The organism is Streptomyces sp. NPDC051664 (genome assembly GCF_044453545.1).
GTDB lineage: Bacteria > Actinomycetota > Actinomycetes > Streptomycetales > Streptomycetaceae > Streptomyces.
In genome coordinates this window covers 237,858-263,867 of sequence record NZ_JBITCU010000008.1, presented here as the reverse complement: position 1 = coordinate 263,867, position 26,010 = coordinate 237,858, and the positions used below count along the sequence as shown (strand labels likewise).

Genomic DNA, 26,010 nt, shown 5'->3' with positions numbered 1-26,010 from the left:
ATGGCTGCCTCAGCCGGTGGCCGTCACACCTCGGCCGGCAGCGCGCTTCGGGAGCACCGTCGGCCACTTGGCCAGTGCCGCCGTCGCCCCGTACCAGGCGGCGAGACCGGCCACCGCGGCGAGCCAGCCGCCGACCTTGCCGAGCCCGTCACTGTCGGCGAACTGCCCGACGCCCAGGAGCAGAAGCCCCAGGAAGAGCAGTCCGTACGTCCCCTGGGCGAGCAGACCGCCACCGGCCGACCCGAGGGCCAGGCTGAGTGCGAACAACGCCCAGAGCAGCAGGAACAGGCCCGCCGCATGACTGGAGACCTGGGCATCGGCACCGGTGCCCCAGGTGAACCAGAAGGCGCCGAGTCCGACGAAGGCCGTGCCGGTGAAACCGCTGCCGGCGCGGAACTCCAGCAGTCCGGCGACGAACAGGGCTATACCGCCGACATACAGCGCGAGCGAGACGGCGTCGGCCGCCGTCACACCGTCGATGACCCCGGTGTGACCGATACCGAACGCCAACAGGGTGAGTCCCAGGGCGAGATGGCCGAGGGTGGAGGTGCTGCTGTTCCCCGCAGAGACGTCATTGTCCACGGCGGGCTCCCTTCAAAGGCAGTGGTGCTGTTTCCAGTGACGCTTATGTACCCTTCACAAGCGCACAATCCACCTCTACGCGCGAGTAGATTGCCTGTTTCCGACAGCGAGTTGACGCCACGTCGGAGAATGAGGGAGCGGCGAGGGGGCGCCGAGGGTCCGCGCTAGGGAATGACCACGACCGGGCGCTGCGCGCGCCGCGCCAGCCGCCCCGCCACCGAGCCGAAGATCCGGCCGACGATGCCGTGCGTGGACCCGACGACGATCGCGTCGGCCGAGTACTCCCGGCCCACGTCCTCCAGCTCGTGGCAGATGTCGCCACCCCGCTCGACGAGCACCCACGGCACCTCGGAGAGGTAGTCCGCACAGGCGAGCTCCAGCCCGAGGACCTCGGTGCGGTGGTCGGGCACATCGACGAAGACGGGCGGCTCACAGCCCGCCCAGACCGTGGTCGGCAGCCGGTTGGCGACATGGACGATGATCAGACCGGAACCTGATCTCCGGGCCATCCCGATGGCATAGGCGAGGGCTCTCTCACTGGACGTGGAGCCGTCGAAGCCGACCACGACCCCATGCCGGAAGGCGGGATCGCAGGAATGGCGTGTTTCTTCGACCGCCTGCTGGTCCGACTGAGGGTCGGCTACCTGCTTGCGGTCCGCGGGTTCGGGGATTTCGTGACCGGCCATCGGTGTCTCGGCGAAGAGAGTCCTCGTGAGGAGTGAGCGGCTTGGGGGAAGGCGTATCAGCGGGCGGTGATGCGGTGTCCGGGAATCATCTTCCCAATCCCTTACCCCCAAGGGTACGGCGCCACTCCTCCACTGCCCAGACCCCCGCAAAGCGCGTGCGACGTTCCAGGGAGCATGCCCGAGGCGGCCCCGGATGGCAATGCCGGTTGCGTAGTACATCGAGCTTGCGTGAGCAGGAGACCCCACTCGGTGACCAGCGGGCAAGCGGGTGCCGCCGACCACACGCCGGCGCCGCAGAGTTACGGGGCCGCACGCTCCGCACCGAAGAGCAGCACCCGGGGGCGCGGTGCCGGGAAGCGACGGCCGCGGCGGTGTTCAGCTGTTCACCGGCCCCGGTCGCCCGCGTGGCGTTCGGCACATCCGCCGCCCCGCCCGCCGGTACACCCGCCGACGGGACACCGCCATCCGCCAGGGTCCTGCCGTCCCCCTCGCGGCCTGCCGGACCCCGCCCCGCCCACCCGGCCACGGGGGCGTACGGGCGCAGTCTCATCGCCAGGGTTGTGCGCCGGTCAAACGACGGATTCAGGCTTACGCAACCATATATTTTCAGCCAACTTCTCACCCCTGCCCATTCCTTGGGGAATTGGCCGATCAACCCCCTTGCCACCAGGCAAGAAGAGACCAGGCGGTACGCTTCCCCCCGACGGGGACGGGCCACGAATGCGAGGCGCACTTCCCTGCGCGGCTTCCGAGTGAAACGCTTCGTGATCGAATGCTTCCCGCCAAGTTGCCTTGTCGACATAGTGCTGGTTGGTCAACTTGTCACGCCGGCACCGCGGGACACAGTAGATTCGATCTTGGGTGCCGAAGACTGGGGACTCGCGCAAGACCGAGGGGAAATGTGCAGGAGCGACAGGCCCGTAAGGACCAGGGAGACGCGAACACCGAGGGGGGCTTAGCGTCATGAGCCAGGACTCCGCCGCCGCAACGGAGGCTGTACGGAAGCTCAGCGGACGACGACGTCGGGAAGTCGTCGCCGTGCTGCTGTTCAGCGGCGGCCCCATCTTCGAGAGCTCCATCCCGCTCTCCGTGTTCGGAATCGACCGCCAGGACGCGGGAGTTCCGCGCTACCGGCTGCTCGTCTGCGGCGGGGAAGAGGGACCGCTGCGGACCACGGGGGGACTCGAACTCACCACGCCCTACGGGCTGGAGGCGATCAGCAGGGCAGGCACCGTCGTGGTGCCCGCCTGGCGTTCGATCACCTCTCCGCCGCCCGCCGAGGCGCTGGACGCGCTGCGCCGTGCCCACGAGGAAGGGGCCCGCATCGTCGGACTGTGCACCGGGGCGTTCGTGCTCGCTGCCGCCGGCCTGCTGGACGGCCGCCCGGCCACCACGCACTGGATGTACGCACCGACGCTGGCCAAGCGCTATCCGTCGGTCCATGTCGATCCACGTGAGCTGTTCGTCGACGACGGCGATGTGCTCACCTCCGCCGGGACGGCGGCCGGCATCGACCTCTGTCTGCACATAGTCCGCACGGACCACGGCACGGAGGCCGCCGGTGCGCTGGCCCGCCGGCTCGTGGTCCCGCCGCGGCGCAGTGGCGGTCAGGAGCGCTACCTCGACAGGTCTTTACCTGAGGAGATCGGCTCCGACCCGCTCGCCGAGGTCGTGGCCTGGGCGCTGGAGCATCTGCACGAGCAGTTCGACGTGGAGACGCTGGCCGGGCGCGCCTACATGAGCAGGCGGACCTTCGACCGGAGGTTCCGTTCGCTCACCGGCAGCGCACCGCTCCAGTGGCTGATCACCCAGCGGGTGCTGCAGGCGCAGCGGCTGCTGGAGACGTCCGACTACTCGGTCGACGAGGTCGCGGGCCGCTGCGGCTTCCGCTCGCCGGTCGCGCTGCGCGGACACTTCCGGCGCCAGCTGGGCTCCTCCCCCGCCGCGTACCGGGCCGCCTACCGGGCCCGCCGTCCGCAGGCCGGGGCGCTGGACCCGGTGGCGACCGCGATCGAGACGGTCGTGCCCGCACAGGGCACGTCCGCGGGCCGGAGGCCCGGTGCGACGGGGGCCCCGTCGGGTGCCGCGGGCGCGGCCTCCACGGCGGTCGGTGCGGGTCAGCCGGAGCACGGGAAGCCGGGGTCCGATGCGTACGCCACGGGACGCCCGACCCTGCCGGGGCAGCGCAGCGCCCCGTAGGGTGGGGCGTATGAACGATCGCATGGTGTGGATCGACTGCGAGATGACCGGGCTCTCGTTGACGGAAGACGCACTCATCGAGGTGGCCGCACTGGTCACCGACTCGGAGTTGAACGTGCTCGGCGAAGGGGTGGACATCGTGATCCGCCCGCCGGACAGGGCCCTGGAGACGATGCCCGAGGTGGTGCGGCAGATGCACACCGCCTCGGGCCTCCTCGACGAGCTGGCCGGCGGCACCACCCTGGCCGACGCCGAGGCCCAGGTGCTGGCCTACGTGCGCGAGCACGTGAAGGAGCCGGGCAAGGCCCCGCTCTGCGGAAACTCGGTGGGTACCGACCGTGGCTTCCTGGCCCGCGACATGGCGGCTCTGGAGGGCTACCTCCACTACCGGATCGTCGATGTGTCCTCGATCAAGGAGCTGGCCCGCCGCTGGTTCCCGAAGGCGTACTTCAACAGCCCGGAGAAGAACGGCAACCACCGGGCGCTCGCGGACATCCGTGACTCCATCACGGAGCTGCGGTACTACCGGGAAGCGGTCTTCGTACCGCAGCCCGGGCCGGACTCCGAGCAGGCGAAGGCCGTTGCGACACGCCTGACGCAGCAGTCGGCTTAGGACCTTGGGAAGCCGCTGGTCACGAGCGTTTCAAGGCCCGGGATCAGCGGCTGAACAACAAGGGCGCGAGCACCCTCTCGGACCCTGTACACTTTTTCTCGGCCGGTCAGAAAAAGACCGGACATGGTGGGTATAGCTCAGATGGTAGAGCACCTGGTTGTGGTCCAGGATGTCGCGGGTTCGAGTCCCGTTACTCACCCTGAAGGGAAGGGCCCCGGTCTTCGGACCGGGGCCCTTCTCGTGCGACTGAGCCTCCCTCACCAGGCCCCTGTGTGACGGTCGTCACCCCTGCCTCCGGCCCGGGCGTCCGTCAGGACGAGTCGCGGACGACGAGTTCCGTCGGGAGCACGATCTGCGGGCGCTCCTCGTTCTCGCCCGCGATCTCCTGGAGCAGCACCCGCGTCATCACCCGGCCCATCTCCTCGATCGGCTGGCGCACGCTGGTGAGCGCCGGGTCCATGTGACGGGCCACGGCCGAGTCGTCGAAGCCGATCAGCGCCACATCGTCCGGGATGCGCCGGCCCGCCTCGCGGAGCACCTGACGGGCGCCCGCTGCCATCACGTCGGAGGCGGCGAAGACCGCGTCCACATCGGGGCGGCGGGCCAGCAGCTCCCGCATGGCACGGGCGCCGCCCTCCTCGGTGAAGTCGGCGGGGGCGATCAGCTGCTCGTCCGGGCCGAGACCGGCCGCCGCCACCGCCTTGCGGTAGCCGTCGAGGCGGCGCTGCGCGCCGTACACATCGAGGCGCCCGGTGATCGTGGCGATGGAACGGCGACCGCGGGAGATCAGATGGTCGACGGCGCCGCGGGCACCCTCGAAGTTGTCGGAGTCGACCGCGGCGAGCCTCTCGGAGGCGGATCTGCGGCCGCTCATCACGGCCGGCATGCCGAGCTGTTCCAGCAGGTCCGGCAGCGGGTCGTCGGCGTGCACGGAGACCAGCAGCACGCCGTCGACACGGTGCGCGGTCAGATACTGGGCCAGCCGCTTCCGCTCGCGGTCGTTGCCGACGAGCGTGAGCAGCAGCTGCATCTCGGTGTCGGCGAGGGCCGCGCCGACCCCGCGGACGATGTCCGAGAAGTACGGCTCGGCGAAGAACCGCGTCTCGGGCTCGGGCACGACGAGGGCGATGGCGTCCGTGCGGTTTCCGGCGAGTGCGCGGGCCGCGCGGTTGGGTACGTATCCCAGCTCGGCGACGGCAGCTTCGACCGCCTCACGGGTGTGTTCGCTGACCCGCGGCGAGCCGTTGATGACCCGTGAGGCCGTGCCACGCCCGACTCCGGCCCGTGCCGCGACCTCTTCGAGCGTGGGCCGCCCGCCGCTCCGTACTCGCGCTGCCGCCATGGCTGCCTCCCGTTCGCGGTCAACTTCTCATAGTCAGATAACCAAACCAAGTCCACCTGTTGGACCCCGTGACACCTGTCCGACCTCGGAAGGCCTGCCGGGCCCCAACTATGGGAGCGCTCCCACCCTACGGGATTGCAGCGCCAGGTGCAGGTGCGCATGGGGTACCGGATCTGCCGATGCGTATCCGGCAGCCGGCCGGAACTACGGGAGCTGCGGAAACGACGGAGACCCGGCACGGGGCCGGGTCTCCGTCGTCCGTCGCGTGCGTCCGCCCACGGGACAGCCCTCAGGGAAGTCAGGGGAGTTCGGGGGCCGGGGGAAGTGCGTGACGGCGGATCACATCGGCGTACCAGTGGGCGCTCGCCTTGGGGATGCGGCGCTGGGATGCGTAGTCGACGTAGACCGCGCCGAAGCGCTTGGAGTATCCGTACCCCCACTCGAAGTTGTCCATCAGCGACCACAGGAAGTAGCCGCGGACATCCGCGCCGTCGGCGACGGCCCGCTGGACGGCGTCGAGGTGGCCGCGCAGGTACTCGATCCGCTCCGGGTCGTCGACCCGACCGTCGGGCGAGACCTGGTCGTCGAAGGCCGCGCCGTTCTCGGTGACCATCAGGGGCAGGCCCGGGTGGTCGTGGGTGACGTCCATGAGCAGCTCGTACAGCCCGTCGGGGTCGATCGCCCAGTTCATCGCGGTGCGCTTCTTGCCCTCGGAGAGGTGGAAGGCGACCTGCTCGGAGCCGGTCCACGGGGAGTGGTCGCTGTTGCCGTGTCCGTCGTCGCGGGAGTCACCACTGCCCTCTTCCGGCATCGAGACGATCGTGGGCGTGTAGTAGTTCACCCCCAGCACATCGACGGGGCGGGAGATGGCGGCCAGGTCGCCGTCGTGGACCAGCTTCGACCAGTCCACCACGTGCGAGGTGTCGGCGATCAGGTCCTCGGGGTACGCGCCGCGCAGCATCGGGCCCGTGAAGATCCGGTTACCGACGGCGTCGATCCGACGGGCGGCGTCCACGTCGGCGGCGCTATCGGTCAGCGGGCGGACCTGGTGCAGATTGAGGGTGACCGAGGTCTGCGCTCCAGCGGGGAGTCGACCGCGCAGTACCTCGATCGCCCGCCCATGGGCGAGGTTGAGATGGTGTGCCGCGCGCAGGGTGGCCGCCGGTTCGGTGCGGCCGGGGGCGTGCACGCCGGAGCCGTAGCCGAGGAAGGCCGAGCACCACGGCTCGTTGAAGGTGGTCCACACGGGGACCCGGTCGCCGAGGGCGCGGGCCATGATGGCGGTGTAGTCGGCGAACCGCTCGGCGGTGGCCCGCTCGGGCCAGCCGCCCGCGTCCTCCAACTCCTGGGGAAGGTCCCAGTGGTAGAGGGTGGCGACGGGGGTGATGCCCGCTTCGAGGAGCTCGTCGACGAGCTTGCGGTAGAAGTCCAGGCCGCGTTCGACGGCGGGGCCGCGGCCGGTGGGCTGCACCCGGGACCAGGAGACGGAGAAGCGGTAGGCCTTCAGCCCCAGCTCCTTCATCAGCGCCACGTCGTCCCGGTAACGGTGGTAGTGGTCGGCGGCGACGTCGCCGGTGTCACCGGCCAGAACCTTGCCGGGGGTGTGGCTGAAGGTGTCCCAGATGGAAGGGGTGCGGCCGCCCTCGGCAGCCGCGCCTTCGACCTGGTAGGCGGCCGTGGCCGCCCCCCAGACGAAGCCGGTCGGGAAGAGCGTCGGCGAGTTCGTTGCCTCGGATGCCGGCTTCGGGGTGATGTCAGGTCGTACGGCAGTCATGCGGGAGCGCTCCCATGTGTGGACGGAACAGAGGCAGGGGGAGGGAGAGGAGGTACGGGGTGGGGCTCCGGGCCCGTACGGCCTGCGGTCGGGGGCAGGCCGTACGGGACGTCCGGTACGGAAGGCGGCGGGTGACGGAGCATCACCCGGGGGACCGGGTGCCGTCGGGTCAGCCCTTGACGGCGCCGGACATGATCCCTCCGACGATCTGCTTGCCGAAGATCACGAACACCACGAGCAGCGGCAGCGTACTGATCAGCGCACCGGCCATGACGATGCTCTGGTCGGGGGTGTAGGAGGCGCTCAGCTGGCCGAGGGCCACCTGGAGCGTCGGGTTCTGCTGGTTCAGGGCCAGATAGGGCCAGAAGAAGTCGTTCCACGCCTGTACGAAGGTGAGCATCCCGAGCACCATCATCGCGGGGCGGGCCACCGGAAGCACCACGCTCCGCACGATGCGGAAGTTGTTCGCACCGTCGATCTTGGCGGCCTCGATCAGCTCGTACGGAAGCGCCTCGCTCAGGTACTGGCGCATGAAGAACACGCCGAACGCGCTGACCAGGGTCGGGAAGATCACCGACTCGAGTTTCCCGCCCCAGCCGATGTCGGACATCATCATGAACAGCGGGACGACGCTGAGCTGCGGCGGGATGGTCAGGGTGGCGATGACTCCGGTCATCAGCGCGCCGCGGCCCCGGAACCGCATCTTGGCGAAGGCGTATCCGGCCAGGGTGCAGAAGAAGAGCGTCGCCGCCGTGATGCAGCTGGAGACGATGATGCTGTTGACGATCGCCTTGCCCAGATGGGCCTGGCTCCAGGCGGCGTCGAGGTTGTGCAGCAGCCGGCCGCCCGGCAGGAACGGCGGGGTGGAGGCCAGTACTTCGTCCTGGGTGTGGGACGCGGCCACCAGGGTCCAGTACAGCGGCAGCAGCGAGCCGATGCCGACGACGGCCAGCACGACGTAGGCGAACGGACCGCCCTGCAGCTGCTTGCCGGCGCCGGGCTTGAAGCGGCTCGGGCGCTTCGGGAGGCGGTCTGCGGAACGTGCCGGGAGGCCGAGCTCCGGGACTTTGGTGGGGCTGGTCATGGTCATGGATATCGCTCCCGGTCAGACCGCGGACTTGCGTACGAAGCGGCCGACGAGCCAGTTGACCGCGGCGATGATCAGCAGGAGGGCGAGCATCGCCCAGGCCACTGCGGCGGCCGGACCGAGATGCCCCAGGTTCCAGCCGTAGTTGTAGAGGTAGACGCTGAGGGTCTCGTACTGATTCTCGTTGCCCCCGGTCGCGCCGAGGGTGCCGCCCTCCAGCAGCAGGGGCTCGCCGAACAGCTGCATGGAACCGATGGTCGAGATGACGATCGTGAAGAGGATCGTGGGCCGCAGCGAGGGAATGGTCACCTTGCGGAACTGCTGCCAGCGCGAGGCTCCGTCGAGCGAGGCCGCCTCGTACAGATCGGTCGGTACCGCCTGCATCGCGGCCAGGTAGATCAGGGTGTTGTAGCCGGTCCAGCGCCAGATCACGATGACCGAGATGGCGATCTTGGACGTCCAGTGCCCGTTGACCCAGTTGGTGTCACCGAGGCCGACGAAGTGCAGCGCCCAGTTCAGCAGACCTCCGTCGGCCCGGAAGACCAGGGCGAAGACGAGGGCCGCGGAGGCCACCGAGGTGGCGTACGGGGTGAGGACGACCGTCCGCCAGAAAGTGCTGGCGCGGAGCTTGTAGTTCAGCAGATGGGCCAGGCCCAGCGCGACGAGCAGCTGCGGGACCGTCGACATGACGCCGATCAGGAAGGTGTTGCTGACGGCCGTCCAGAACTCCGAGTCGTGCAGGATCCTGTCGAAGTTGTCCCAGCCGACCCATTCCATCTGGTTCAGTCCGGTCATCTCCACCCGGTGCAGGGCGATCCAGCCGGTGTAGAGCAGCGGATAGAGCCCGAAAGCACCGAAGACGAGGAAGAACGGGGCTATGTAGGCGTACGGCGACGTCTTGTCGTCGAACCGCCAGAGCCGGCTCCGCCACGTCTGTCGGCGGGCGTTCGCCGGTGTCTGCTGGGAACCGCGGGGTGGCGGGGCGTATGCGTCCCGGGTGGGAGTCGAGGTGGCCACGGGCGGGAGTCCTTCCCTGGATTGCTGGTTACCCGGGTACGGGGCTGGATGGGCCGAAGGCGCGTGCGGTGGGCTTGCACGGGGCGGCCGGGGAGATACCCGGCCGCCCCGTGCCCGCCCATCGGGAGACGGGCTGTGCGCGGCCCCGGCGCCCCTCGGGGTGGGGACACGCAGGTGCGGGCGGCCGGGGGGCCGCCCGCTGCTGCGACCGTCAGCCGATCGCCTTGTCGATCGACTCCGTCGCTGCCTTCCACGCGTCGTCGGGGCTGGTGCCGCGCTGCTCCATGTTGTTGATCTGGGTGGAGATGGTGTCCTTGATGATGCCGTCCTTCGGGCCGAGAACGGTCTCGGGGATGGACTTGGCCTCGTCGGCGTAGATCTGGCCGATCGGCGCGTCGTTGAAGTACGGAAGCTTGGCGTTCTTCACGTCGGGCAGTTCGTACGCGCCCTTGTTGGACGGGAAGCTGCCGATCGCCTTGAAGACGGCGGCCTGCTGCTCGGGGGCGGTCAGCCACTTGACGAGCTTGGTGGCCTCGTCGACGTTCTTGCCCGACTTGGGCACGCCGAGGAACGAGCCGCCCCAGTTGGCAGCCGTCGAGCCGGGCGCGGTGGTGATGTTCCACTTGCCCTTGTTGGCGTCACCGGCGTTGATCGAGATCTGACCGGCCATCCAGGCGGGGCAGGCCACGGTGGCGATGGTTCCCTTGCGCAGGGCGGCCGTCCACGGGTCGTTGAACTGGGCGAGGCCCTGGGTCAGCTTCTTGTCCGCCGCCTCGGCCGCCAGGTTCCAGCCCTGCTTCACGCTGGGGCTGTCCTTGTAGATCGCCTTGCCGCTCGCGTCGTAGTACTGCTGGGCGTTCGAACTGACCACGGCGTTGAACATGGCGCTGGCGGAGTCCATGAAGTAGGTCCCTGCGGGCGCCTTCTGCTTGTACTCCTCACCGAGCTTGAGGTAGTCCTCCCAGCCCCCGGCGACCTTCGCGGCGACCTCCTCGCGATCGGTCGGCAGACCGGCCTTCTTGAAGAGTTCGGTGTTGTAGCAGAGCGACATCGGTCCGATGTCGGTACCGGCGCCGATCACCTTTCCGTCGGGCGTGGTGGCCTGCTTCTCCTTCCAGGACACCCAGTCGTCGACGTTGATCACCTTGCTGAGGTCGGCGAACTGGTCCGCCTTGGTGTCGACGATCTCCTTGATCCGGCCGACCTCGATGCCCTGGACGTCCGCCAGCCCGCTGCCCGAGTTCAGCTGCTGGAGCAGCTTGGGGTAGTAGACCTTCTCGTCGGCGGTGGCGTCCTCCTTGACCGTGATGTTCGGGTGGAGCTCGTGGTACTTGGCGAAGAGACCGGATTCCTTGTAGCCGAACTGCCCGAAGTCGGCGACGGTCAACGTGATCTTCCCGTTGGCGTCGGAGCTCCCGCTGGATGAGTCCGAGTCACTGCATCCGGTCAGCAACAGGGCGGTGGCCGTCAGGCCCGTGGTGGCCACCAACGCGGCTCTGCGACGCCGGCCGGCGACGGTGCGGGTGATACGCATTCCACTACTCCTTGTTCCAGGGTGGGACTGGCGTTCTGGCTGCGCGCCATACGCGCAGGTGAGTGCAAGTGCCAGATGGTGCAGGGGGGAAGACACGGGCAGTGCCGTCCGCACGAGAATTTCCCGTGCGATGTGGGAGCGCTCCCATGCGCCGATGCCGGAAGGTTGCTGCCTCAAGGGGGTGGGTGTCAAGAGTTGAAGACGGTTCCGTTGCCCGAGTGTGTCCTGCAAGTCACGTGACCGTGTCCGGCCGAAGCCTTGCCTAAGCGTTCGCGCGCCGCCCATGGACGGCGCGCGCTCGTGAATACGCCCAGGCCGGCGAGGTGCTGGGGCGAGGCACCGCGCGGGGATCCGGCGGGAGCAGACCGGGCGCGCTGTTTTTGCGTGCACCATCGGGCCGGTCCGACCACGGTCGGATTCTGCTCGTCCGCCCACCGGAAGGTGAACAGGGTGCGGAGCCAGGGGGCACGTTGGGCCGCATCCGCGTTCTTCCTCCGAACCGTGCGGCCGACGTGAAGCGGCCCGGTGTGGCCCGGCGGTCGCCGAAGTGGGTTCTGCGCATGCGCAGCCGGGTCAGCGTGGTCTCCGGTTCTTCTCCCGCACAGTGCAGGCCGCGAACGACGCCAGCAGCCAGGAGGCCGCACCGAAGGGGCCTGCGGGGACTGTACGAGGCGACCTGTCAGGCCCCCGGGAGGGAGGGGGCGGGACGGGTTGCGCGGCCTTCGGCCACCGAGGACGGAACCGTTCGCAGAAGAAAAGGGGGCGCACCCCGGCCGGATGTGGGGGGTGTGGGGCCGGCCGGGGTGCGCGCAGGGGGTGGCGGTCTGCGGTGGAGAGAGCTACTTGTACGCGCCGAACGCCTTCGTGAAGGCGAGCGGCTCCTGCACGATCGAGCTGCACGACGCATCCGCCGACGGCTTCGCCCCGCCCGCGCACGCCTTGTCCCGCGTGCCCGACCACATCGCCAGCCAGCCCAGCCCCTTCTCCTGGGCGAAGTTCACCAGCTGCGTGGCGTCCTCGACCTTGAAGATCTCGGTGCTGACGTCGTTCACACCGATCATCGGGGTGACGGCCACGGCCTTCCACGCCGCCGCGTCCGACAGCCCGAGCACGCCCTTGATCTGGGCCTGCGTCGCGGTCGCCGCCTGGATCGCGTACGAGCCCATGTCGCCGCTGTACGAGGCGCCGTAGTCCATCGCCATGATGTTGACCGCGCCGACCTCGACGCCGTTCTTCTTCGCGTCGGCGATCAGGTCCACGCCCGGCTGGGTGAGGCCCTCGGGCATGACCGGCAGGGTGAAGGACACATCGAGGCCCGGGTGGGACTTCTGGAGCTGTGCGATCGCCTGGGCACGGCGGGAGTTGGCCGCCGTGTCGGGCAGCGCGCCGCCTTCGATGTCGAAGTCGACCTTGGTGAGCTTGTACGTGTCTATGACCTTGCCGTAGGCGCCGGCGAGGTCGGCGGCGGAGGTGCAGTTGAGCGCCAGTTCGGAGCCTGCCGCGCCGCCGAAGGAGACCCGGACGTCGCCGCCCTTGGCGCGTAGTGCGCCGATCTGGGAAGCGACGTGGTCGTCGCCGAGGGCGGTGACGCCGCCCCAGAGCGGGGTGCAGCTGCCGCCGGAGGTGATGAAGGCGAGGTTGAACTCCTTCACCCCGGTCTTGGTGGCGGTGTCGACCAGGTCGTACGCCGGGTAGAGGGAGGTGTCGACGTACGGGGCGAAGCCGGCGCCGCCCGCCGTACCGCCGCCGCCCTCGGTCGCGGTGGGTGTGGGCGTGGGGGTGGGGGTGGTGGGGGTCGCCGTGGCGGTCTGCGTGGGCTTGGCCGTGGGGGTCGCCGTGGGAGTCGGGGTCGCGGTCTCGGTCGGGCGTCCGCTGGGCTCCGGCGTCGCTCCGGTGTCGACGGAGCACTTGGCGTCGTTGATCAGGCAGCCGGTCGGGTCCGCAGCCGTGCCGTCCGAGGTGGTGACGAAGCCGACGGTGGCCGACTTGCCGGGCGCCAGCTCCTTGTTCCAGCCGGCGGGCTTCACTGTGATGTGCTTGCCGCTGACGGTGTGTTCGCCGTTCCAGAGGGAGCTGATCCTCGTGCCCGCGGGCAGGTCGAATTCGAGTGTCCAGTCCGTCTGAACCTTGTCGGTGTCGTTGGTGACGACGTACTGCCCGGTGTAGCCGCCCGTCCAGCCGCTGGTCCTGGTGTACGCGGCGCCTACCGAAGCGGCCTGTGCCGTGCCCGTGAGGGCGAAGACCGCGGAGCCGATCACTGCCGCGGCGACAACGGCGCCGATCGCCTTGGTCCTGGTGCTCGCCGTGCGCCGGTGCGTACTGGTGCCCATTGCGTGCCTGCCTCTGTCTTACGGGGTGTGGGTGCGGGAGCACGCTAGCGGCCCCGAAACCGGCAAATGGGCTGTACCGGGCATGAGTTGATGTTCTTAGGGTTCACTTAAGGGACGCATCGGTGCTGGTTAAGACCGACCGGCAAATGGCGGGTGGAAGAAGGAGCGGGGCTGGGTGCGTGCAGCTGCAAGGCGGAGGGGGGAGTCAACGCGGAGCGAATGAGCTCTCCCCTGCTCGAGCGAAGCCGAGAGCTTGGGGAAGACTGACGACAACGCGGGAGGGGGTCCCCCTGGCCATAAGGCCTTGGGGGAATGCGTGCCCAGCCCCGCGACGCCGCCCCCCGTTTGCCGGTCGGTCTAGGACCGGCCCGCGGACCGAAGGCGGCGGCGCTGCCGGCCCACCCGGTGGCGGCGCCCGCCCTGCCCGGGCCGACGCCCGTCGAGCCAGATCCAGATGCGGACCTCCGTGCCGCCGAGCACCGACCGCCCGATCCGCACATCGCCGCCGGTGGACTCCGCGACGCGGCGGACGATGTCGAGCCCGAGCCCGGTCGAGCCCACCGAGGCCCGCGCCCTTCCCCCACCGCTTCCGCCGCGCGCCAGCGCCGCCTTGGGGTCCGCTATGCCGCCGCCCGCGTCCGAGACCAGCACGATCACGGCGTCGCCGCTGTGGTGCACGTCGACGGCGAAGGCGGTGCCCTCCGCGGTGTGCCGGAAGACGTTGCCGAGCAACGCGTCGAGTGCGGCGACGAGTTCGGGCCGGGCGACGGGGATGCGTACCGTACGGTCCACTCCCGCGAGGCGCACCTCGCGCCCCTCGTCCTCGGCGAGCGCCGACCAGAAGTCCATCCGTTCGCGGATCACCTCGGAGGCATCGCAGCCGGCCCCGGGCCCACTGTTCAGTCCCTGCGTCTGCGGACGCTGTTCGCGGGCGGTGCGGATGATCGTGTCGACCTCGTGCTCCAGCTGCTCGACGGCGGCCCGGGTCTGCTCGGCGGCCGGGCCCTCGCCGAGCGAGGCGGCGTTGAGGCGCAGGACGGTGAGCGGGGTGCGCAGCCGGTGCGAGAGGTCGGCGGCCAATTCCCGTTCGTTGGCGAGGAGCTGGACGACCTGGTCGGCCATGGAGTTGAACGCGACGGCGGCGGACCGCAGTTCGGTCGGCCCCTCCTCACGGACCCTGGTCCCCAGCCTGCCCTCCCCCAGGTCGTGGGCGGCACCCGCGAGCCGCTGGGCGGGCTTCACCATCCGTACGCCGAGCCGGTCGGCGACCGCGACCGAGCCGACGATCAGCGCGATGCCGACGCCCGCCAGCATCAGCCAGGCGGTGGTGACCCCGTTGGACTCCTCGCCCTCAGGTACGAACACCTCGACGACGGCGGTGCCCCCGGACCCCAGCGCGGTCGGCTGGAGCAGTGCGGAACCGCCGGTGACCTCGCTGATCGAGGCGCGCCCCGAGGTGCGTACGGTCTCCACGTCCTTGCGGGTGGCGCGCCGGGTGCCGATCTCCACCGGCCGGCTGTCCGACTCCTCGGAGGCGGGGACGTGGACGGCCATCCGGCCCTCGCCCCCCGGCTCGGTGGTGAGGACGGCCGTCTCCAGTTCGGCGCGGTCGGTGGTGATGGACAGGGTCGGACCGATCGTGGCGGCCTGCCGCTCGGCGTCGGAGAGGGCCCGGTCGCGGGCCATCTCCTTGATGACGAGGCCGAGCGGTACGGCGAAGGCGATGACGACCATCGCGGTGACGGCCAGGCAGACCTTGACCAGGGCCCATCTCATACGGGCCGCTCCGGGTCGGGCGATTGCACCGCGGGCGGCTGGAGTTTCACTCCGACGCCGCGCAGGGTGTGCAGATAGCGCGGCCTGGCCGCCGTCTCACCCAGCTTCCGCCGCAGCCAGGAAAGATGGACGTCGATGGTCTGGTCGTCGCCGTACGACTGCTGCCAGACCTCGGCCAGGAGTTCCTTGCGCGGGACGACGACCCCGGGGCGCCCGGCGAGAAAGGTCAGCAGATCGAACTCGCGGCGGGTGAGGTCGAGCGCGGTGCCGTCCAGTTCGGCCTGGCGGCGCAGCGGATCGATGGAGAGTCCGCCGACCCGGATGACGCTCGGCGGCGGCGCCCCACCCCCGGCGGCGCGCGAACGGCGCAGCACGGCGGCCATCCGCGCCGACAGGTGTTCCACCGAGAACGGCTTGATCAGGTAGTCGTCGGCGCCGTCGTTCAGCAGCCGGACGATTTCGCTCTCGTCGTCCCGCGCCGTCGCGATGATCACGGGTACGTCGGTGATGCCGCGAAGCATCTTCAGCGCCTCGGATCCGTCGAGGTCGGGCAGACCGAGATCGAGGATGACCACATCGAATCGGAAGTGGGCGACTTCGCGCAGCGCTTCCAGCGCGGTACCCACGCTCCGTACCGTATGGGAGGCCTCGGTCAGGTGCCGGATGAGGGCGGAACGTACGAACTGGTCGTCCTCGACCACGAGCACACTTGGCATGGGCGGCACCGTACGCCATCGACCGGCCCGCGGTCCTGTCCGTGGGGGTACGGGGACAGCACGGGGCCCTGTGGTGCAGGATGTTCCGGATGCAACGAGGACTCGTACACGCGCTCGCGTGGTCGCTCGCCACCGGCGCTGCGGTCACGCTGTCGTGGTGGGGTGTGCACACGGTGATGGCGGGGACGGCGTACGACCCGCCACGCGCGATGCCCATCTCCGCGAGCGCCCGTGACAGCCACAGCGGGGCGGACGCGTTGTCGTCCTCGACGAGGCGCCCGCAGTCGTCGCCGGCACCGACGCCGAGCAGCACCCCTCGTACCGATCCGAAGCCGTCCGCGACCCCGCCCCGGAAACCGTCGAGCGGCCCTGCGTCCTCGCGCCCGCCCAAGCCCTCCGGCGCGGTCAAGAGCTACCCGACGGACGGCGGACGGGTCGTCTTCGAGCTCGGCCCCGACTGGGCGAAGCTCGTCTCGGCCACGCCGGATCCGGGCTGGTCGATGCGGGTCTGGACGAACACGACCTGGATCCGGGTGAACTTCACCACCGATGACGGGACGACGGTGTCGGTCTTCTGCACCTGGAACGACCATCCGCCGATGGTCGAGATCGTCTGATCACCGGCCGCTCACTCGAAGGCGGAGGGCGGAGGCGCGGGTGACGGACGGGCGTCCGCGTCGCTCACCGCCGCCGCGCCGCCGGTGAAGTCGGCGAGCTCCTTGCCGTGTTCGACGCGTCCGGGGTGCGGGTCGGTGGCGACCCGGCGGGTCAGTTCGGCGACCTTGAGCGGGAGCGCCGAGGCGAGCAGCACCGCGTTGCCGAAGCGGCGGCCGCGCAGCACGGCCGGATCTGCGGCGAGTGCCAGCTCGGGGAAGACGGTGGCGGCGGTGGCGATCTGGCCGCGCAGATGGGCCAGCGGCGGACCGTCGGCGAGGTTGGCCACATACTGCCCGGCGGGCTTCAGGACCCGGCGTACGTCGGTGAGGAACTCGGCGCTGGTGAGGTGGGCGGGCGTACGGGCTCCGCTGAAGACATCGGCGATGACGAGATCCGCCCAGTCGTCCGGGATCTTCCCGAGCCCGGCGCGGGCGTCGGTGGAGCGGACCCTGATCCGGGCCTGTGGGTCCAACGGCAGCTCCCGGCGTACCAGTTGGACGAGCGCTGCGTCCAACTCGACGATCTGCTGGGTGGAGCGCGGCCGGGTCGCTGCGACGTACCGGGCGAGGGTGAAGGCGCCGCCGCCCAGGTGCACGACGTGCAGGGGCTGCCCTGCGGGGGCGGCCAGATCGGTGATGTGGCCGATCCGGCGCTGGTAGGCGAAGGAGAGATGCGAGGGGTCGTCGAGGTCGACGTGGGACTGCGGGGCGCCGTCGAGGGTGAGCGTCCAGGCGCGCGGCCGCTCCCGGTCGGGGATCAGCTCGGCGAGACCTCCGTCGACTTTCTCGGAGAGGGTATCCGGCTTGCGGTCGCCCTTGCGGTCCGCTCGTTTCCGGGCGCCCGCGCCACCGCTCGACGCACCTCGACGTGCCACTGACGCTCGTCCCTACTCACTGCTCATCGCCCGGGCCGGTGCAGGACCGGCAGCGGCGGGGAAACCCGCCCACCTGGCCATTATGGGCTCAGCGGCAGTTGTCGGCCGCCTCGATCAGCCGGGCCGCCTGGTCGAGTGCGGCGCGCAGCGCGGCCGGGTCGGTGACCCGGGCGTCGGCGGCGTCCGGCAGCAGCCAGCCGCTGCCGGAGACCGGCGGCTCGGCGGGGATGCGCACCCCGCGGCCGTTCGTCTTCGTACAGGCACTGCCCGGTACGTCCCAGGCCTCGGCGGTGCCCGGCGGCACCAGGAAGCCGAGGGTGTCGCAGGTGCCGTCGTGCAGGACCGGGCCGACAGCCTCCTGATCGGCGCCGCGGCGCAGGATGTCCACGGCCTCCAGCCCCTGGCGGGCCGGAACGGTCACCACATCACAGGGGCTGCCGCCGCCGATGGCCGTGTCGGGGGGATCGCACTCCGTCGTTCCGGGATCGTCCTTCGCCGCACGGGTGGTGGCAGTACTGGTCGTCGCCGTTCGGGACGCCGAAGTCGTCCGCGAGCCGGCCTCCGTGCCGAGATGCAACAAGGGACCTCTCCTCTCATCGCCGGGCGGAGCAAGACTCCGTCTCCGCATGGACCAACGCGTCGACTACGTCAAGGGCTACGGTGCGGCACCGCCGCAAAGGGTGGCAGTTCATGGCGGATCGTGGGTGAGATATCCGTTTTGTAGGCAAACGCTGTGTGTGCGAGCCGTTACACCAGGTACGTTCTTGCCCCGCCGGACACCGGAATCAGACGCCCGGCTTGCACCAGAGAGGGCCCAGCCATGGTGTCGACAGGGGCAGTTCCCAACCTCGCCTTCCGGCGGCTGCGCGGACCGCGCTCCGCCGGGGAGTTCGCTGCCGCGGTACGCAGGTCCGCCCGCGAGATCGGCGAGCAGGTCGCGTGCGACGCCCGGTACATCGGACGCGTGGAGTCCGGCGAGATCCGCTGTCCCAACTACGCGTACGAACGAGTCTTCCTGCACATGTTCCCCGGGGCGACCCTGGCGGATCTGGGCTTCTCGGCACGCGAGTCCGTACGCGGCCGGGCGGCGAGAACCACCGGCAACGCCCCCGACGGTCCTGATACCCCACCACCCCCCACGCTCCAGAGCGACACCGACGAGGAGAGCGACGTGCTGCGTCGCGTATTCATGACGAGCGGCACCACCGCGATGGCGGCCGCATCCCTGGGCCTCGGCCTCGGCACCACGACCATCGCCGCCGCTGCCCTGCCCGTCCAACGGCGGGTCGGCGAGGCCGAGGTGACGGCCGTCGAGAAGGCGGTACGGCAGATCCGGCTGCTGGACGACCGGCACGGCGGTGGCGGCCTCTACCGGCGGGCCGCCCAACCGCTGCGGGCCGCTTACGCGCTGCTGGACCAGGGGACCATCACCCGCCGGTCCACCTCCGACCGGCTGCACGCCGGGGCCGGTGAACTGGCCATCTCGGTGGGGTGGCTGGCGCATGACTCGGGACGCTTCGACGACGCCCGCTCGCACTACGCGGAGGCGCTGGCCACGGCTCGGGTGGCCGGGGACCCGGCGCTGGAGGCGCATGCGTTCTGCAATGCGTCGTTCCTGGCGAGAGACACGGGGCGGCCCCGTGAGGCGGTACGCGCGGCGGAGGCCGGGCAGCGGGCGGCGGGACCACTGGGTTCACCGCGACTGCTGGCGCTGCTCGCGCTGCGGGAGGCAGGGGGCCGGGCCGGACTCGGCGACCGGAGCGGTTGCGAACGGGCGCTGGGGCGGGCGCACACGGCGTTCGGCCGTGGGGCGTCCGATGCCGACCCGGAGTGGATGACGTTCTTCCGGGACGCGGAGCTGGAGATGCTGGAGGCGCAGTGCTGGTCGGCGCTGGGCGACTGGCCGCGGGCGGCCCGCCATGCGCGGCGGGCCACGCAGCTCCAGGATCCGCACTTCACCCGGAACCTGGCGCTGTACCGCGCCGAACTGACGACGGACCTGGCCCGGGCCGGGGCCGCGGCGGAGGCGGCCACGGCGGGACAGCAGGTGCTGGACCTGCTGACCCAGGTCCAGTCCTCCCGCATCCGGGCGATGCTGGCGGCGGCGGTGCAGGTGCTGCGGGCGCAGCGGGGGTCCCCGGAGGTGACGGAGTTCCTGGAGCGGTACAGGGATGCAGGGGCGGAGGTGTAGGGCGGGGTTCCGTCCGGGTGCCCCCACGCGACGCGCATCCGGTCCGCTGCACCGGTTCCGTCCTCGATCGCCGGACGGGCCGAATCGGGCCGCGCGGGACGGGATCGGGCGACCGTTCCCCTCACCCGCGGGCCAGTTCGAGCCCCTCCGGCGATCGAGGGCACCACGCTGCCGGGTGGGGGCAGGACCTCACCGGTCCAGGTGGCCCGTGTCGTTCCAGCGTTCGAGGGCCGGTGCCCCGTATGCCCATCCGAGCACCGAAAGCGACGTCGGGTCCAGGCGGATGCGGGAGGCGAACGACACGTCCTCGCCGAGCCAGCGCGCGCCCAGCGCCCGCAGGATGTGACCGTGCGCGAAGACCAGCACGTCACGTTCGGCCGAGCGCGCCCAGTCGACGATCTCGTCCGCACGGGCGGACAGCTCGGACAGGGTCTCGCCGTCCGGTACCCCGTCGCGCCAGATGAACCAGCCCGGCCGGATCGCCTGGATCTCGGCCGGTGTCATGCCCTCGTACGCCCCGTAGTCCCACTCCATGAGCGCGTCCCACGGCTGTGCCCGGTCAGCGAAGCCCGCTATGTCGCAGGTCTCCCTGGCGCGGACGAGCGGGCTGGTGCGGACCTCCAGGCCCGGCAGGTCCGCCCACGGTCCGCGGTGCAGCCGCTCACCCAGGAGCTTGGCGCCCACGCGGCCCGCGTCGAGCAGAGGAATGTCGGTCCTGCCGGTGTGATTGCCCTTGACGGACCATTCCGTCTGGCCGTGCCGGGCGAGCAGGATACGCGGTGCCATGACGGCTCTCCCTGAATCTTGGTTGTTCGGAGAAAACGACAACAGGGACGGGTCATCCGCCTTTTCCATCATCGCTCACGTGTCCGGCAGGCAACCTCCGGGGCCGAACAGGCGTCACCCTCCCCGCGGAGAGATCTCCGTACGAACCGGGGCATCCGCAGGGGTACCCCGGGGAAAACGCGGCCGATCTGCGCCGTACGGTTGAACGGCCGCCCTCGGTCGCATGAACACATGATGGAGAGCTTCCGAATGTCGCTTGCCACCGCGCCCGCGCCGAGCCACCGGCCCCGCTGGTGGGCCGAGCTGCCGTTGATCGCGGTCGTGTACGCGGTCTACTCGGTGGGCCGGCTGCTGGTCCGCAGCGATGTGTCGACCGCTGTGGACCACGGGCTGCGGATACTGCATCTGGAGAAGACCCTCTTCCTCAACGCCGAGCACCCGCTCAACCGGCTGATGACCGCCCACCCGTCCATCGGCATACCCGCCGACTTCGCGTACGCCTCACTGCACTACCTGGTCACCCCGGCCGTCCTGATCTGGATCTACCGGCGCCGCGCCGCCGTGTACCGCACCGCCCGCACCTGGTTGATGACCTCCACACTGCTCGGCCTGGTCGGCTTCGCGCTGCTGCCGACCTGCCCGCCGCGGCTGCTGCACGCCACGCACGGCTTCGTCGACACGATGGCCCAGTACAGCTCGTACGGCTGGTGGGGCACCGAGGCGAGCGCGCCGCGCGGGATGGGCTGGATGACCAACCAGTACGCCGCGATGCCGAGTCTGCACGTCGGCTGGGCGCTGTGGTGCGGGGTCCTGCTCTGGCGTCACGCCCGGCACCCGCTGGTGCGCGCCGCGGGCGTCATGTACCCGCTGGTCACCACGATCGTCGTGATGGGCACGGCCAACCACTACTTCCTCGACGCGGTCGCGGGCGCTGCCGTGATGACCGTCGGAGCACTGCTGACCGGGCCGGTCATGCGGCTCGCCGACCGGGTGAAGGCCGCGGTACAGGCCCGGTTCGCACCGGCCGATCCGGCCACGGAGTCCCCGATTGTCAGCGCCGGATGCAAGACTTCCGCGGGTGAGCGAATCCCCGGCCAGCGGACCTCCTCCGCAGACTCCACCGATGGCGCAGACGACGGCGCTCCGGCAGCGGCTCGCTGAGCTGCGCGGTCCGGCCGTCGCCCCGCATCCGCTCGATGCCCGCGCGCTGGCCGCCCTCGCCGCGAACCCCGGCTGCAAGCGGCGCGCCCTGCTGGACGGTGCCGGGGTGGACAAGGCCGCGCTGGCGACGGCGCTCGGCTCGCCCGCCGCGTTCGGCCAGTCGCAGTTCGCGTTCATGCGGGGCAACGCCTTCGAGGCGAAGGTCAAGGCCGACGGCGGTACGGAGCTGATGCGGCTGCTGTACGAGCGGCTCGGCGGCGGGGGCGAGGCGCCGCGCGAGGTCCTGGTACCGGATCTGACGGCGGCCGGTCCGGAGGGACGCGCGGCCCGTACCGCGCTGGCGCTGCGGGAGGCGACGGGGGCGGGCGGCTGGGCGCTGCTCGACCATCCGATGCTGGCCCTGGAGGTGGCGGGCTCGCCCGCCTATCTGGAGCCGGACGCGGTGGTCGTGCACCCCGACGGCCGGTGGACGGTTGTGGAGATCAAGTCGTTCCCCGTGATCGACAGTTCCGCGGATGCGGCGAAGGTCGGCGCGGCGGCCCGGCAGTCCGCCGTGTACGTCCTGGCGCTGGAGCGGATCGCGGCGGTCACGCAGGGTGCGGAGGTCGGCCACCGGGTGCTGCTGGTCTGCCCGAAGGACTTCTCCAACCTGCCGACGGCGTCGGTGGTGGACGTGCGCAAGCAGCGCGCGGTCACCCGCCGTCAGCTGACCCGGCTGACCCGGATCGAGGAGATCGCGGCCGCCCTGCCCGAGGGCACCACCTTCGACCCGGAGTGTTCGCCGCAGGAGCTGACGGCCGCGGTCGAATCGGTCACGGCGGCGTACGCACCGGAGTGCCTGGCCGCCTGCGAACTGGCCTTCCACTGCCGGGCCAAGGCACGCTCGGCCGGCGCGGTACAGGCGCTGGGCCGGAGCGTCCGGGGCGAGCTCGGAGGTCTGACGACGGTCACCGAGGTACTGGCCGCGGCTGCGGGCAAGGAGGGCGACCCGGCGGATCCGGCGGTCGCCGCCCTGCGTCGCGCGGCGGCCCTGCGCGCGGAGGCGCTGGAAAGAGCGACCGGCCCGGCGGCTCCGGAGGGCGGAACGGTATGTCGCTGATCAGCACCCTGGCCCGGCTCGAGGCCGTGGAGAGCGGGCGGGCGCAGCCGATGGCCACCGTTCTGCACCGCCATCTCACCGGCCGGCCGCTCGTCCTCGTACCGCTGACCACCGCCGGTGAGGCGGGCGCCCCGCTCGGCGCGCTCGTCGGAACCGACCGGGACGCGCCGCGGCTGCTGACTGTGGCCCAGCCGCGCGACCGTGACCTGCGGTTCGCCTTTCTCGCCGACCTGGCCGAGGCGGTCCTGCCGCACATCGAGTCGTACGCGGACGTGGTCGAGCCGGCCGAGCGCAACGAGACCGATCCCGAGACCGGCAAGAAGGTCAAGGTCGAGGTCGAGCTGTGCACGGACGCACCGCAGTTGATCGTGCCGAGCCGGGCGGGTATCGACTTCGTACGGCTGCTGGGCCGTTCCATGCGGTTCCGGCGCACCGCCGAGGACGATCCGGACACCCCGTACCCTGCCCCGGCCCGTGTCCCGCTGCTCGGCCGCTGGCTGACGCACTACGGGGAGCGGGCCCGGGTGCCGGGCTCCTCGCTGCTCCTCGCCGCAACCGATCTGTTGAACCGGCACTGGGCGACCGGACAGTCCACGCTGGAGGACCAGCATCTGGGTGCCCTGCTCGCCTGGATCGACCCTCCGGCGGGCGAGTCCGGTGCCGAGGCCGCGCTCCGGGCCGAGCTGGAGCGGAACCGCGACGGCCGGCTGGTGTGCCCGCCGGCCGGTCCGGCCACGGACCCGGCGTTCGACAACCGGCTGCTCGCACCGGCGATCGAGAAGTACGACCGGGCGCGCACGGCACTCGCGGCGGCCGAGGACGGGCTCGCGGCCGACGCCCGGCTCGCCGAACTGACGGCGGCCGAACGGGAGATCGGATCGCTGCTCGCCGGGGTGCTGCGGCCGACCTGGGACGCGGTGTGGCGGGGGCTGGACCTGATGGCGCAGCTGCCGCCCGGGGCCAGGTCCGAGGACCGCTGGACCCGGGACCGCTGGTCGTTCACCGCCCACCGGGACCGGGTGAGGTCCGGGGAGCCGCCGCAGCCGCGCCGGGACGACGCGGTGACGGCAGCCCAGAAGCTCGCGTCCCGGGAGACGGCGCAGGCGCAGCTGGAGGCCCAGGAGGCGCTGGATGATCCGCTGGTGCTGGCCGGGCGGCGGCTGGCCGGCGAGGCGTTCGTCGGGGAGGTGACGGAGGTGGTGATGGCGTACAGCGAGTCGAAGCGGCCGTCGCCGCGCCCGCTGGTCACGGTCCGGACGGACGAGCGCCCGCATCTCGGTGAGCGGACGAAGGTGTACCGCTCGCTGGACGGCAGGCCGCAGACCGCCGAGTTCGTGGCGTACGCCTCCGAGGACTCCGCCGGACCGGATGAGGCCCTGCTCGTGCTGCGGATCACCGACCGGATGGGCCGGAGCAAGGAGCCGGCCCCGGGTTCGCTGCCGGAGCCCGGCGAACGGATCGCGTGGACGCTGTTCGAGCACGACCAGCGCGGCGGCCCGAAGCTGCCGGACCCGGAGGACACCCCCTGGACGCATGGCGGTCCGCCGGGCGCCGCCGCCGAGAACCCTGACCCCGTGACCGCGGAGGACCTTCTGTGACAGCCGTATTCGACCCGGGCGCGGCGGCGGGACGGGCAACCACCGCGATCCTGGACGACACGCTGCACGGCACGGCACGCGGCATCGTGGTGGACTCCCCGCCGGGCGCGGGCAAGTCGACACTCGTGGTGCGCGCCGCGCTCGAACTGGCGGCTGCCGGGCGCCCGTTGATGGTGGTCGCGCAGACCAACGCCCAGGTCGACGACCTGGTGGTGCGGCTGGCCGAGAAGGACCCGGGGCTGCCGGTCGGACGGCTGCACAGCAATGACTCGGACCCCTACGACAAGGTGCTGGACGGCCTGGCCAACGTACGGAAATCGGCAAAGGCGGCGGACCTCGCCGGACTTGACGTCGTCATCTCGACGGCCGCCAAGTGGGCGCATGTGAAGAACGTCGAGCCGTGGGGGCACGCGATCGTCGACGAGGCGTACCAGATGCGCTCGGACGCGCTGCTGGCCGTCGCCGGGCTCTTCGAACGGGCGCTGTTCGTCGGCGATCCCGGCCAGCTGGACCCGTTCTCGATCGTCGGCGCGGACCAGTGGGCGGGGTTGTCGTACGACCCGTCGGCGAGCGCGGTCTCCACCCTGCTGGCCCACAACCCGGAGTTGCCGCAGCACCGGCTGCCGGTGTCATGGCGGCTGCCCGCGTCGGCGGCGCCGCTGGTCTCGGACGCGTTCTACCCGTACACCCCGTTCCGCAGCGGCACGGACCACGGCGACCGGCGGCTGTCGTTCGGTGTCGCGTCGGACGGCTCCGCCCCGGACCGGGTGCTGGACGAGGCCGCGGAGTCCGGCTGGGGTCTGCTCGAACTTCCGGCCCGGCACACCCCGCGCACGGATCCGGAGGCGGTACGGGCGGTGGCCCTGGTGGTACGCCGTCTGCTGGACCGGGGCGGCGTGGCGACGAGCGAGCGCTCCCCCGAGCCCGCTGCGGTGACGGCGGACCGGGTCGCGGTCGGCACCGCCCACCGGGACCAGGCCGCGGCGGTACGGGCGGCGCTCGCGGAGCTCGGTGTGACGGGTGTGGCGGTGGACACGGCGAACCGGCTCCAGGGCCGCGAATTCGATGTGACGGTGGTCCTGCACCCACTGTCCGGCCGCCCGGACGCCACGGCGTTCCACCTGGAGACGGGCCGGCTGTGCGTCCTGGCCTCGCGGCACCGCCATGCCTGCATCGTGGTCTGCCGCGAGGGCGTCACCGACCTGCTGGACGAACATCCGTCGACGGAACCGGTCCAACTGGGTGTCACGGTGAAATTCCCCGACGGCTGGGAGGCGAACCACGCGGTCCTGGCGCATCTCGCGGAACACCGGGTGCGGTGGGCGCCGTGACGTCGCCGACGCGGTGGGCGCCGTAGCGCCGCCGGTTCTGTGGCATCCGTCACGCCACCGGTGCGATGGCATCCGTAACGTCGTAGGGCCGTGGGCGATGGGCCACCGTGGGGCGCGCGTCGCGGCCCGGAGGTGTGTTGGTGCGCACCCCCGCGCACTGGCCCCGCGCACCGCCCCGAAGCGCACTTGCGGCGGGTTGGACAATAGAGGGTGGCCGTCGGGCCCACCGAAGGAGGAACACCACATGGCACAACCCGAGCGGAACGAGCGGCAGCGGCTGCGCCCCGCGCCCCTGCTCTTCGAGCCGTCGGCGGCGGTCGCCGATCCCGAGCACTTCTTCGACCTGGAGTCGCTGGACGACCCGCAGGAGCTGCTGGACCGCGCCACCGAGCTGACCCTGGCATTCCGCGCCGCGACCGACCGCGCGGTCGAGTTCCAGGCGCTCGCCGCTGCCCAGCTGGCCGACCCGCGCCGGTTCGACCGGCTGACCACGGCGGACATCGCGGAGCGCGCGGAGTGGACGGAGGACTACGCGAAGAAGATGGTCGAATTCGGCCGGAGCCTGCTGGGCGGCGCCAGACCGTGACGCCGGAGCGTCCGGCCCTTGCCCGGAGCTGACTCCGGTTACAGCCGCTGGCATATGCCCGCGGGCAAGAT

At 71.0% G+C, this 26,010-nt stretch carries 22 protein-coding genes and 1 tRNA gene; 10 read left to right on the top strand and 13 right to left on the bottom strand.

Going from position 1 to position 26,010, the window contains the following annotated elements; genetic code table 11:
• Nucleotides 1-9 precede the first annotated feature (9 nt).
• Complete coding sequence (locus tag ACIA8E_RS18200; RefSeq protein WP_030970869.1) at nt 10-582, bottom strand: acetate uptake transporter; 573 nt, start codon at nt 580-582, stop codon at nt 10-12.
• Nucleotides 583-746: 164 nt separating this feature from the next.
• Nucleotides 747-1,268, bottom strand: coding sequence for a universal stress protein (locus ACIA8E_RS18195; RefSeq protein WP_399299078.1), 522 nt, complete (start codon nt 1,266-1,268; stop codon nt 747-749).
• Nucleotides 1,269-2,231: 963 nt separating this feature from the next.
• Here ACIA8E_RS18195 and ACIA8E_RS18190 point away from each other — a divergent pair.
• The 3 genes from ACIA8E_RS18190 (at nt 2,232) to ACIA8E_RS18180 (ending at nt 4,279) form a co-directional block, all read left to right on the top strand.
• Nucleotides 2,232-3,467 carry a helix-turn-helix domain-containing protein gene (locus ACIA8E_RS18190; protein WP_399299076.1) on the top strand — a complete coding sequence of 412 codons (1,236 nt, stop codon included), beginning with the start codon at nt 2,232-2,234 and terminating at the stop codon, nt 3,465-3,467.
• Between the two features lie 10 nt (nt 3,468-3,477).
• Nucleotides 3,478-4,080, top strand: coding sequence for an oligoribonuclease (gene orn / locus ACIA8E_RS18185; RefSeq protein WP_399299074.1), 603 nt, complete (start codon nt 3,478-3,480; stop codon nt 4,078-4,080).
• A 126-nt stretch (nt 4,081-4,206) separates the two neighbouring features.
• Nucleotides 4,207-4,279: transfer RNA gene (locus ACIA8E_RS18180), tRNA-His, on the top strand.
• Nucleotides 4,280-4,390: 111 nt separating this feature from the next.
• Here ACIA8E_RS18180 and ACIA8E_RS18175 read toward each other — a convergent pair.
• The 8 genes from ACIA8E_RS18175 to ACIA8E_RS18140 form a co-directional block, all read right to left on the bottom strand.
• Entirely contained in the window at nt 4,391-5,422 is a 1,032-nt protein-coding gene (locus ACIA8E_RS18175; RefSeq protein ID WP_399299072.1) for a LacI family DNA-binding transcriptional regulator, read from the bottom strand.
• A gap of 298 nt (nt 5,423-5,720) precedes the next feature.
• Nucleotides 5,721-7,196 (bottom strand): GH1 family beta-glucosidase, encoded by a 1,476-nt coding sequence (locus ACIA8E_RS18170; RefSeq protein ID WP_399299070.1) that lies wholly within the window; start codon nt 7,194-7,196, stop codon nt 5,721-5,723.
• A 169-nt stretch (nt 7,197-7,365) separates the two neighbouring features.
• On the bottom strand, nt 7,366-8,286 hold the full coding sequence (locus ACIA8E_RS18165) for a carbohydrate ABC transporter permease (RefSeq protein ID WP_399299068.1): 921 nt from the start codon (nt 8,284-8,286) through the stop codon (nt 7,366-7,368).
• Nucleotides 8,287-8,301: 15 nt separating this feature from the next.
• On the bottom strand, nt 8,302-9,300 hold the full coding sequence (locus tag ACIA8E_RS18160) for a carbohydrate ABC transporter permease (protein ID WP_399299066.1): 999 nt from the start codon (nt 9,298-9,300) through the stop codon (nt 8,302-8,304).
• A 211-nt stretch (nt 9,301-9,511) separates the two neighbouring features.
• Entirely contained in the window at nt 9,512-10,834 is a 1,323-nt protein-coding gene (locus ACIA8E_RS18155) for an ABC transporter substrate-binding protein (protein ID WP_399299065.1), read from the bottom strand.
• An 839-nt stretch (nt 10,835-11,673) separates the two neighbouring features.
• Nucleotides 11,674-13,164 (bottom strand): cellulose binding domain-containing protein, encoded by a 1,491-nt coding sequence (locus tag ACIA8E_RS18150; protein ID WP_399299063.1) that lies wholly within the window; start codon nt 13,162-13,164, stop codon nt 11,674-11,676.
• Between the two features lie 357 nt (nt 13,165-13,521).
• A complete protein-coding gene (locus ACIA8E_RS18145; protein ID WP_399299061.1) occupies nt 13,522-14,940 on the bottom strand; it encodes an ATP-binding protein in 1,419 nt (472 codons plus the stop codon).
• Complete coding sequence (locus ACIA8E_RS18140; protein ID WP_399299059.1) at nt 14,937-15,656, bottom strand: response regulator transcription factor; 720 nt, start codon at nt 15,654-15,656, stop codon at nt 14,937-14,939. The genes ACIA8E_RS18145 and ACIA8E_RS18140 overlap by 4 nt, the downstream gene beginning before the upstream one ends.
• 89 nt (nt 15,657-15,745) lie before the next feature.
• On the opposite strand from ACIA8E_RS18140, the gene ACIA8E_RS18135 reads away from it, so the two are divergent.
• Nucleotides 15,746-16,273, top strand: coding sequence for a hypothetical protein (locus ACIA8E_RS18135; protein WP_399299058.1), 528 nt, complete (start codon nt 15,746-15,748; stop codon nt 16,271-16,273).
• Between the two features lie 11 nt (nt 16,274-16,284).
• Here ACIA8E_RS18135 and ACIA8E_RS18130 read toward each other — a convergent pair whose 3' ends face one another.
• Both ACIA8E_RS18130 and ACIA8E_RS18125 read right to left on the bottom strand, forming a co-directional pair.
• On the bottom strand, nt 16,285-17,187 hold the full coding sequence (locus ACIA8E_RS18130) for a spermidine synthase (RefSeq protein WP_399299056.1): 903 nt from the start codon (nt 17,185-17,187) through the stop codon (nt 16,285-16,287).
• Between the two features lie 88 nt (nt 17,188-17,275).
• Complete coding sequence (locus ACIA8E_RS18125; protein WP_399299178.1) at nt 17,276-17,764, bottom strand: hypothetical protein; 489 nt, start codon at nt 17,762-17,764, stop codon at nt 17,276-17,278.
• Nucleotides 17,765-18,007: 243 nt separating this feature from the next.
• Between ACIA8E_RS18125 and ACIA8E_RS18120 the strand changes: the two genes are divergently transcribed.
• Nucleotides 18,008-19,378, top strand: coding sequence for a tetratricopeptide repeat protein (locus ACIA8E_RS18120; protein ID WP_399299054.1), 1,371 nt, complete (start codon nt 18,008-18,010; stop codon nt 19,376-19,378).
• A gap of 189 nt (nt 19,379-19,567) precedes the next feature.
• Here ACIA8E_RS18120 and ACIA8E_RS18115 read toward each other — a convergent pair whose 3' ends face one another.
• The gene (locus ACIA8E_RS18115; RefSeq protein ID WP_399299052.1) at nt 19,568-20,164 is read right to left on the bottom strand and encodes a histidine phosphatase family protein; all 597 of its coding nucleotides are present in this window, start codon (nt 20,162-20,164) and stop codon (nt 19,568-19,570) included.
• A 249-nt stretch (nt 20,165-20,413) separates the two neighbouring features.
• Here ACIA8E_RS18115 and ACIA8E_RS18110 point away from each other — a divergent pair, with 249 nt between their 5' ends.
• The 5 genes from ACIA8E_RS18110 (at nt 20,414) to ACIA8E_RS18090 (ending at nt 25,939) form a co-directional block, all read left to right on the top strand.
• Nucleotides 20,414-21,325 carry a phosphatase PAP2 family protein gene (locus tag ACIA8E_RS18110; protein WP_399299050.1) on the top strand — a complete coding sequence of 304 codons (912 nt, stop codon included), beginning with the start codon at nt 20,414-20,416 and terminating at the stop codon, nt 21,323-21,325.
• Nucleotides 21,243-22,424, top strand: coding sequence for a hypothetical protein (locus ACIA8E_RS18105; protein WP_399299048.1), 1,182 nt, complete (start codon nt 21,243-21,245; stop codon nt 22,422-22,424). The genes ACIA8E_RS18110 and ACIA8E_RS18105 overlap by 83 nt, the downstream gene beginning before the upstream one ends.
• Nucleotides 22,415-24,022, top strand: coding sequence for a hypothetical protein (locus ACIA8E_RS18100; protein WP_399299046.1), 1,608 nt, complete (start codon nt 22,415-22,417; stop codon nt 24,020-24,022). Before ACIA8E_RS18105 ends, ACIA8E_RS18100 begins: the two co-directional genes overlap by 10 nt.
• Nucleotides 24,019-25,353 carry an AAA domain-containing protein gene (locus tag ACIA8E_RS18095; protein ID WP_399299044.1) on the top strand — a complete coding sequence of 445 codons (1,335 nt, stop codon included), beginning with the start codon at nt 24,019-24,021 and terminating at the stop codon, nt 25,351-25,353. Before ACIA8E_RS18100 ends, ACIA8E_RS18095 begins: the two co-directional genes overlap by 4 nt.
• A gap of 244 nt (nt 25,354-25,597) precedes the next feature.
• The gene (locus ACIA8E_RS18090; RefSeq protein WP_399299042.1) at nt 25,598-25,939 is read left to right on the top strand and encodes a hypothetical protein; all 342 of its coding nucleotides are present in this window, start codon (nt 25,598-25,600) and stop codon (nt 25,937-25,939) included.
• Nucleotides 25,940-26,010 lie beyond the last annotated feature (71 nt).

Excerpts from the sequence above, each read along its gene's own strand:
- ACIA8E_RS18195 (WP_399299078.1), bottom strand. The coding sequence starts at position 1,268 with ATGGCCGGTCACGAAATCCCCGAACCCGCGGACCGCAAGCAGGTAGCC.
- ACIA8E_RS18190 (WP_399299076.1), top strand. The coding sequence starts at position 2,232 with ATGAGCCAGGACTCCGCCGCCGCAACGGAGGCTGTACGGAAGCTCAGC.
- orn (WP_399299074.1), top strand. The coding sequence starts at position 3,478 with ATGAACGATCGCATGGTGTGGATCGACTGCGAGATGACCGGGCTCTCG.
- ACIA8E_RS18175 (WP_399299072.1), bottom strand. The coding sequence starts at position 5,422 with ATGGCGGCAGCGCGAGTACGGAGCGGCGGGCGGCCCACGCTCGAAGAG.
- ACIA8E_RS18170 (WP_399299070.1), bottom strand. The coding sequence starts at position 7,196 with ATGACTGCCGTACGACCTGACATCACCCCGAAGCCGGCATCCGAGGCA.
- ACIA8E_RS18165 (WP_399299068.1), bottom strand. The coding sequence starts at position 8,286 with ATGACCATGACCAGCCCCACCAAAGTCCCGGAGCTCGGCCTCCCGGCA.
- ACIA8E_RS18155 (WP_399299065.1), bottom strand. The coding sequence starts at position 10,834 with ATGCGTATCACCCGCACCGTCGCCGGCCGGCGTCGCAGAGCCGCGTTG.
- ACIA8E_RS18150 (WP_399299063.1), bottom strand. The coding sequence starts at position 13,164 with ATGGGCACCAGTACGCACCGGCGCACGGCGAGCACCAGGACCAAGGCG.
- ACIA8E_RS18145 (WP_399299061.1), bottom strand. The coding sequence starts at position 14,940 with ATGAGATGGGCCCTGGTCAAGGTCTGCCTGGCCGTCACCGCGATGGTC.
- ACIA8E_RS18140 (WP_399299059.1), bottom strand. The coding sequence starts at position 15,656 with ATGCCAAGTGTGCTCGTGGTCGAGGACGACCAGTTCGTACGTTCCGCC.
- ACIA8E_RS18135 (WP_399299058.1), top strand. The coding sequence starts at position 15,746 with ATGCAACGAGGACTCGTACACGCGCTCGCGTGGTCGCTCGCCACCGGC.
- ACIA8E_RS18120 (WP_399299054.1), top strand. The coding sequence starts at position 18,008 with ATGGTGTCGACAGGGGCAGTTCCCAACCTCGCCTTCCGGCGGCTGCGC.
- ACIA8E_RS18115 (WP_399299052.1), bottom strand. The coding sequence starts at position 20,164 with ATGGCACCGCGTATCCTGCTCGCCCGGCACGGCCAGACGGAATGGTCC.
- ACIA8E_RS18110 (WP_399299050.1), top strand. The coding sequence starts at position 20,414 with ATGTCGCTTGCCACCGCGCCCGCGCCGAGCCACCGGCCCCGCTGGTGG.
- ACIA8E_RS18100 (WP_399299046.1), top strand. The coding sequence starts at position 22,415 with ATGTCGCTGATCAGCACCCTGGCCCGGCTCGAGGCCGTGGAGAGCGGG.
- ACIA8E_RS18090 (WP_399299042.1), top strand. The coding sequence starts at position 25,598 with ATGGCACAACCCGAGCGGAACGAGCGGCAGCGGCTGCGCCCCGCGCCC.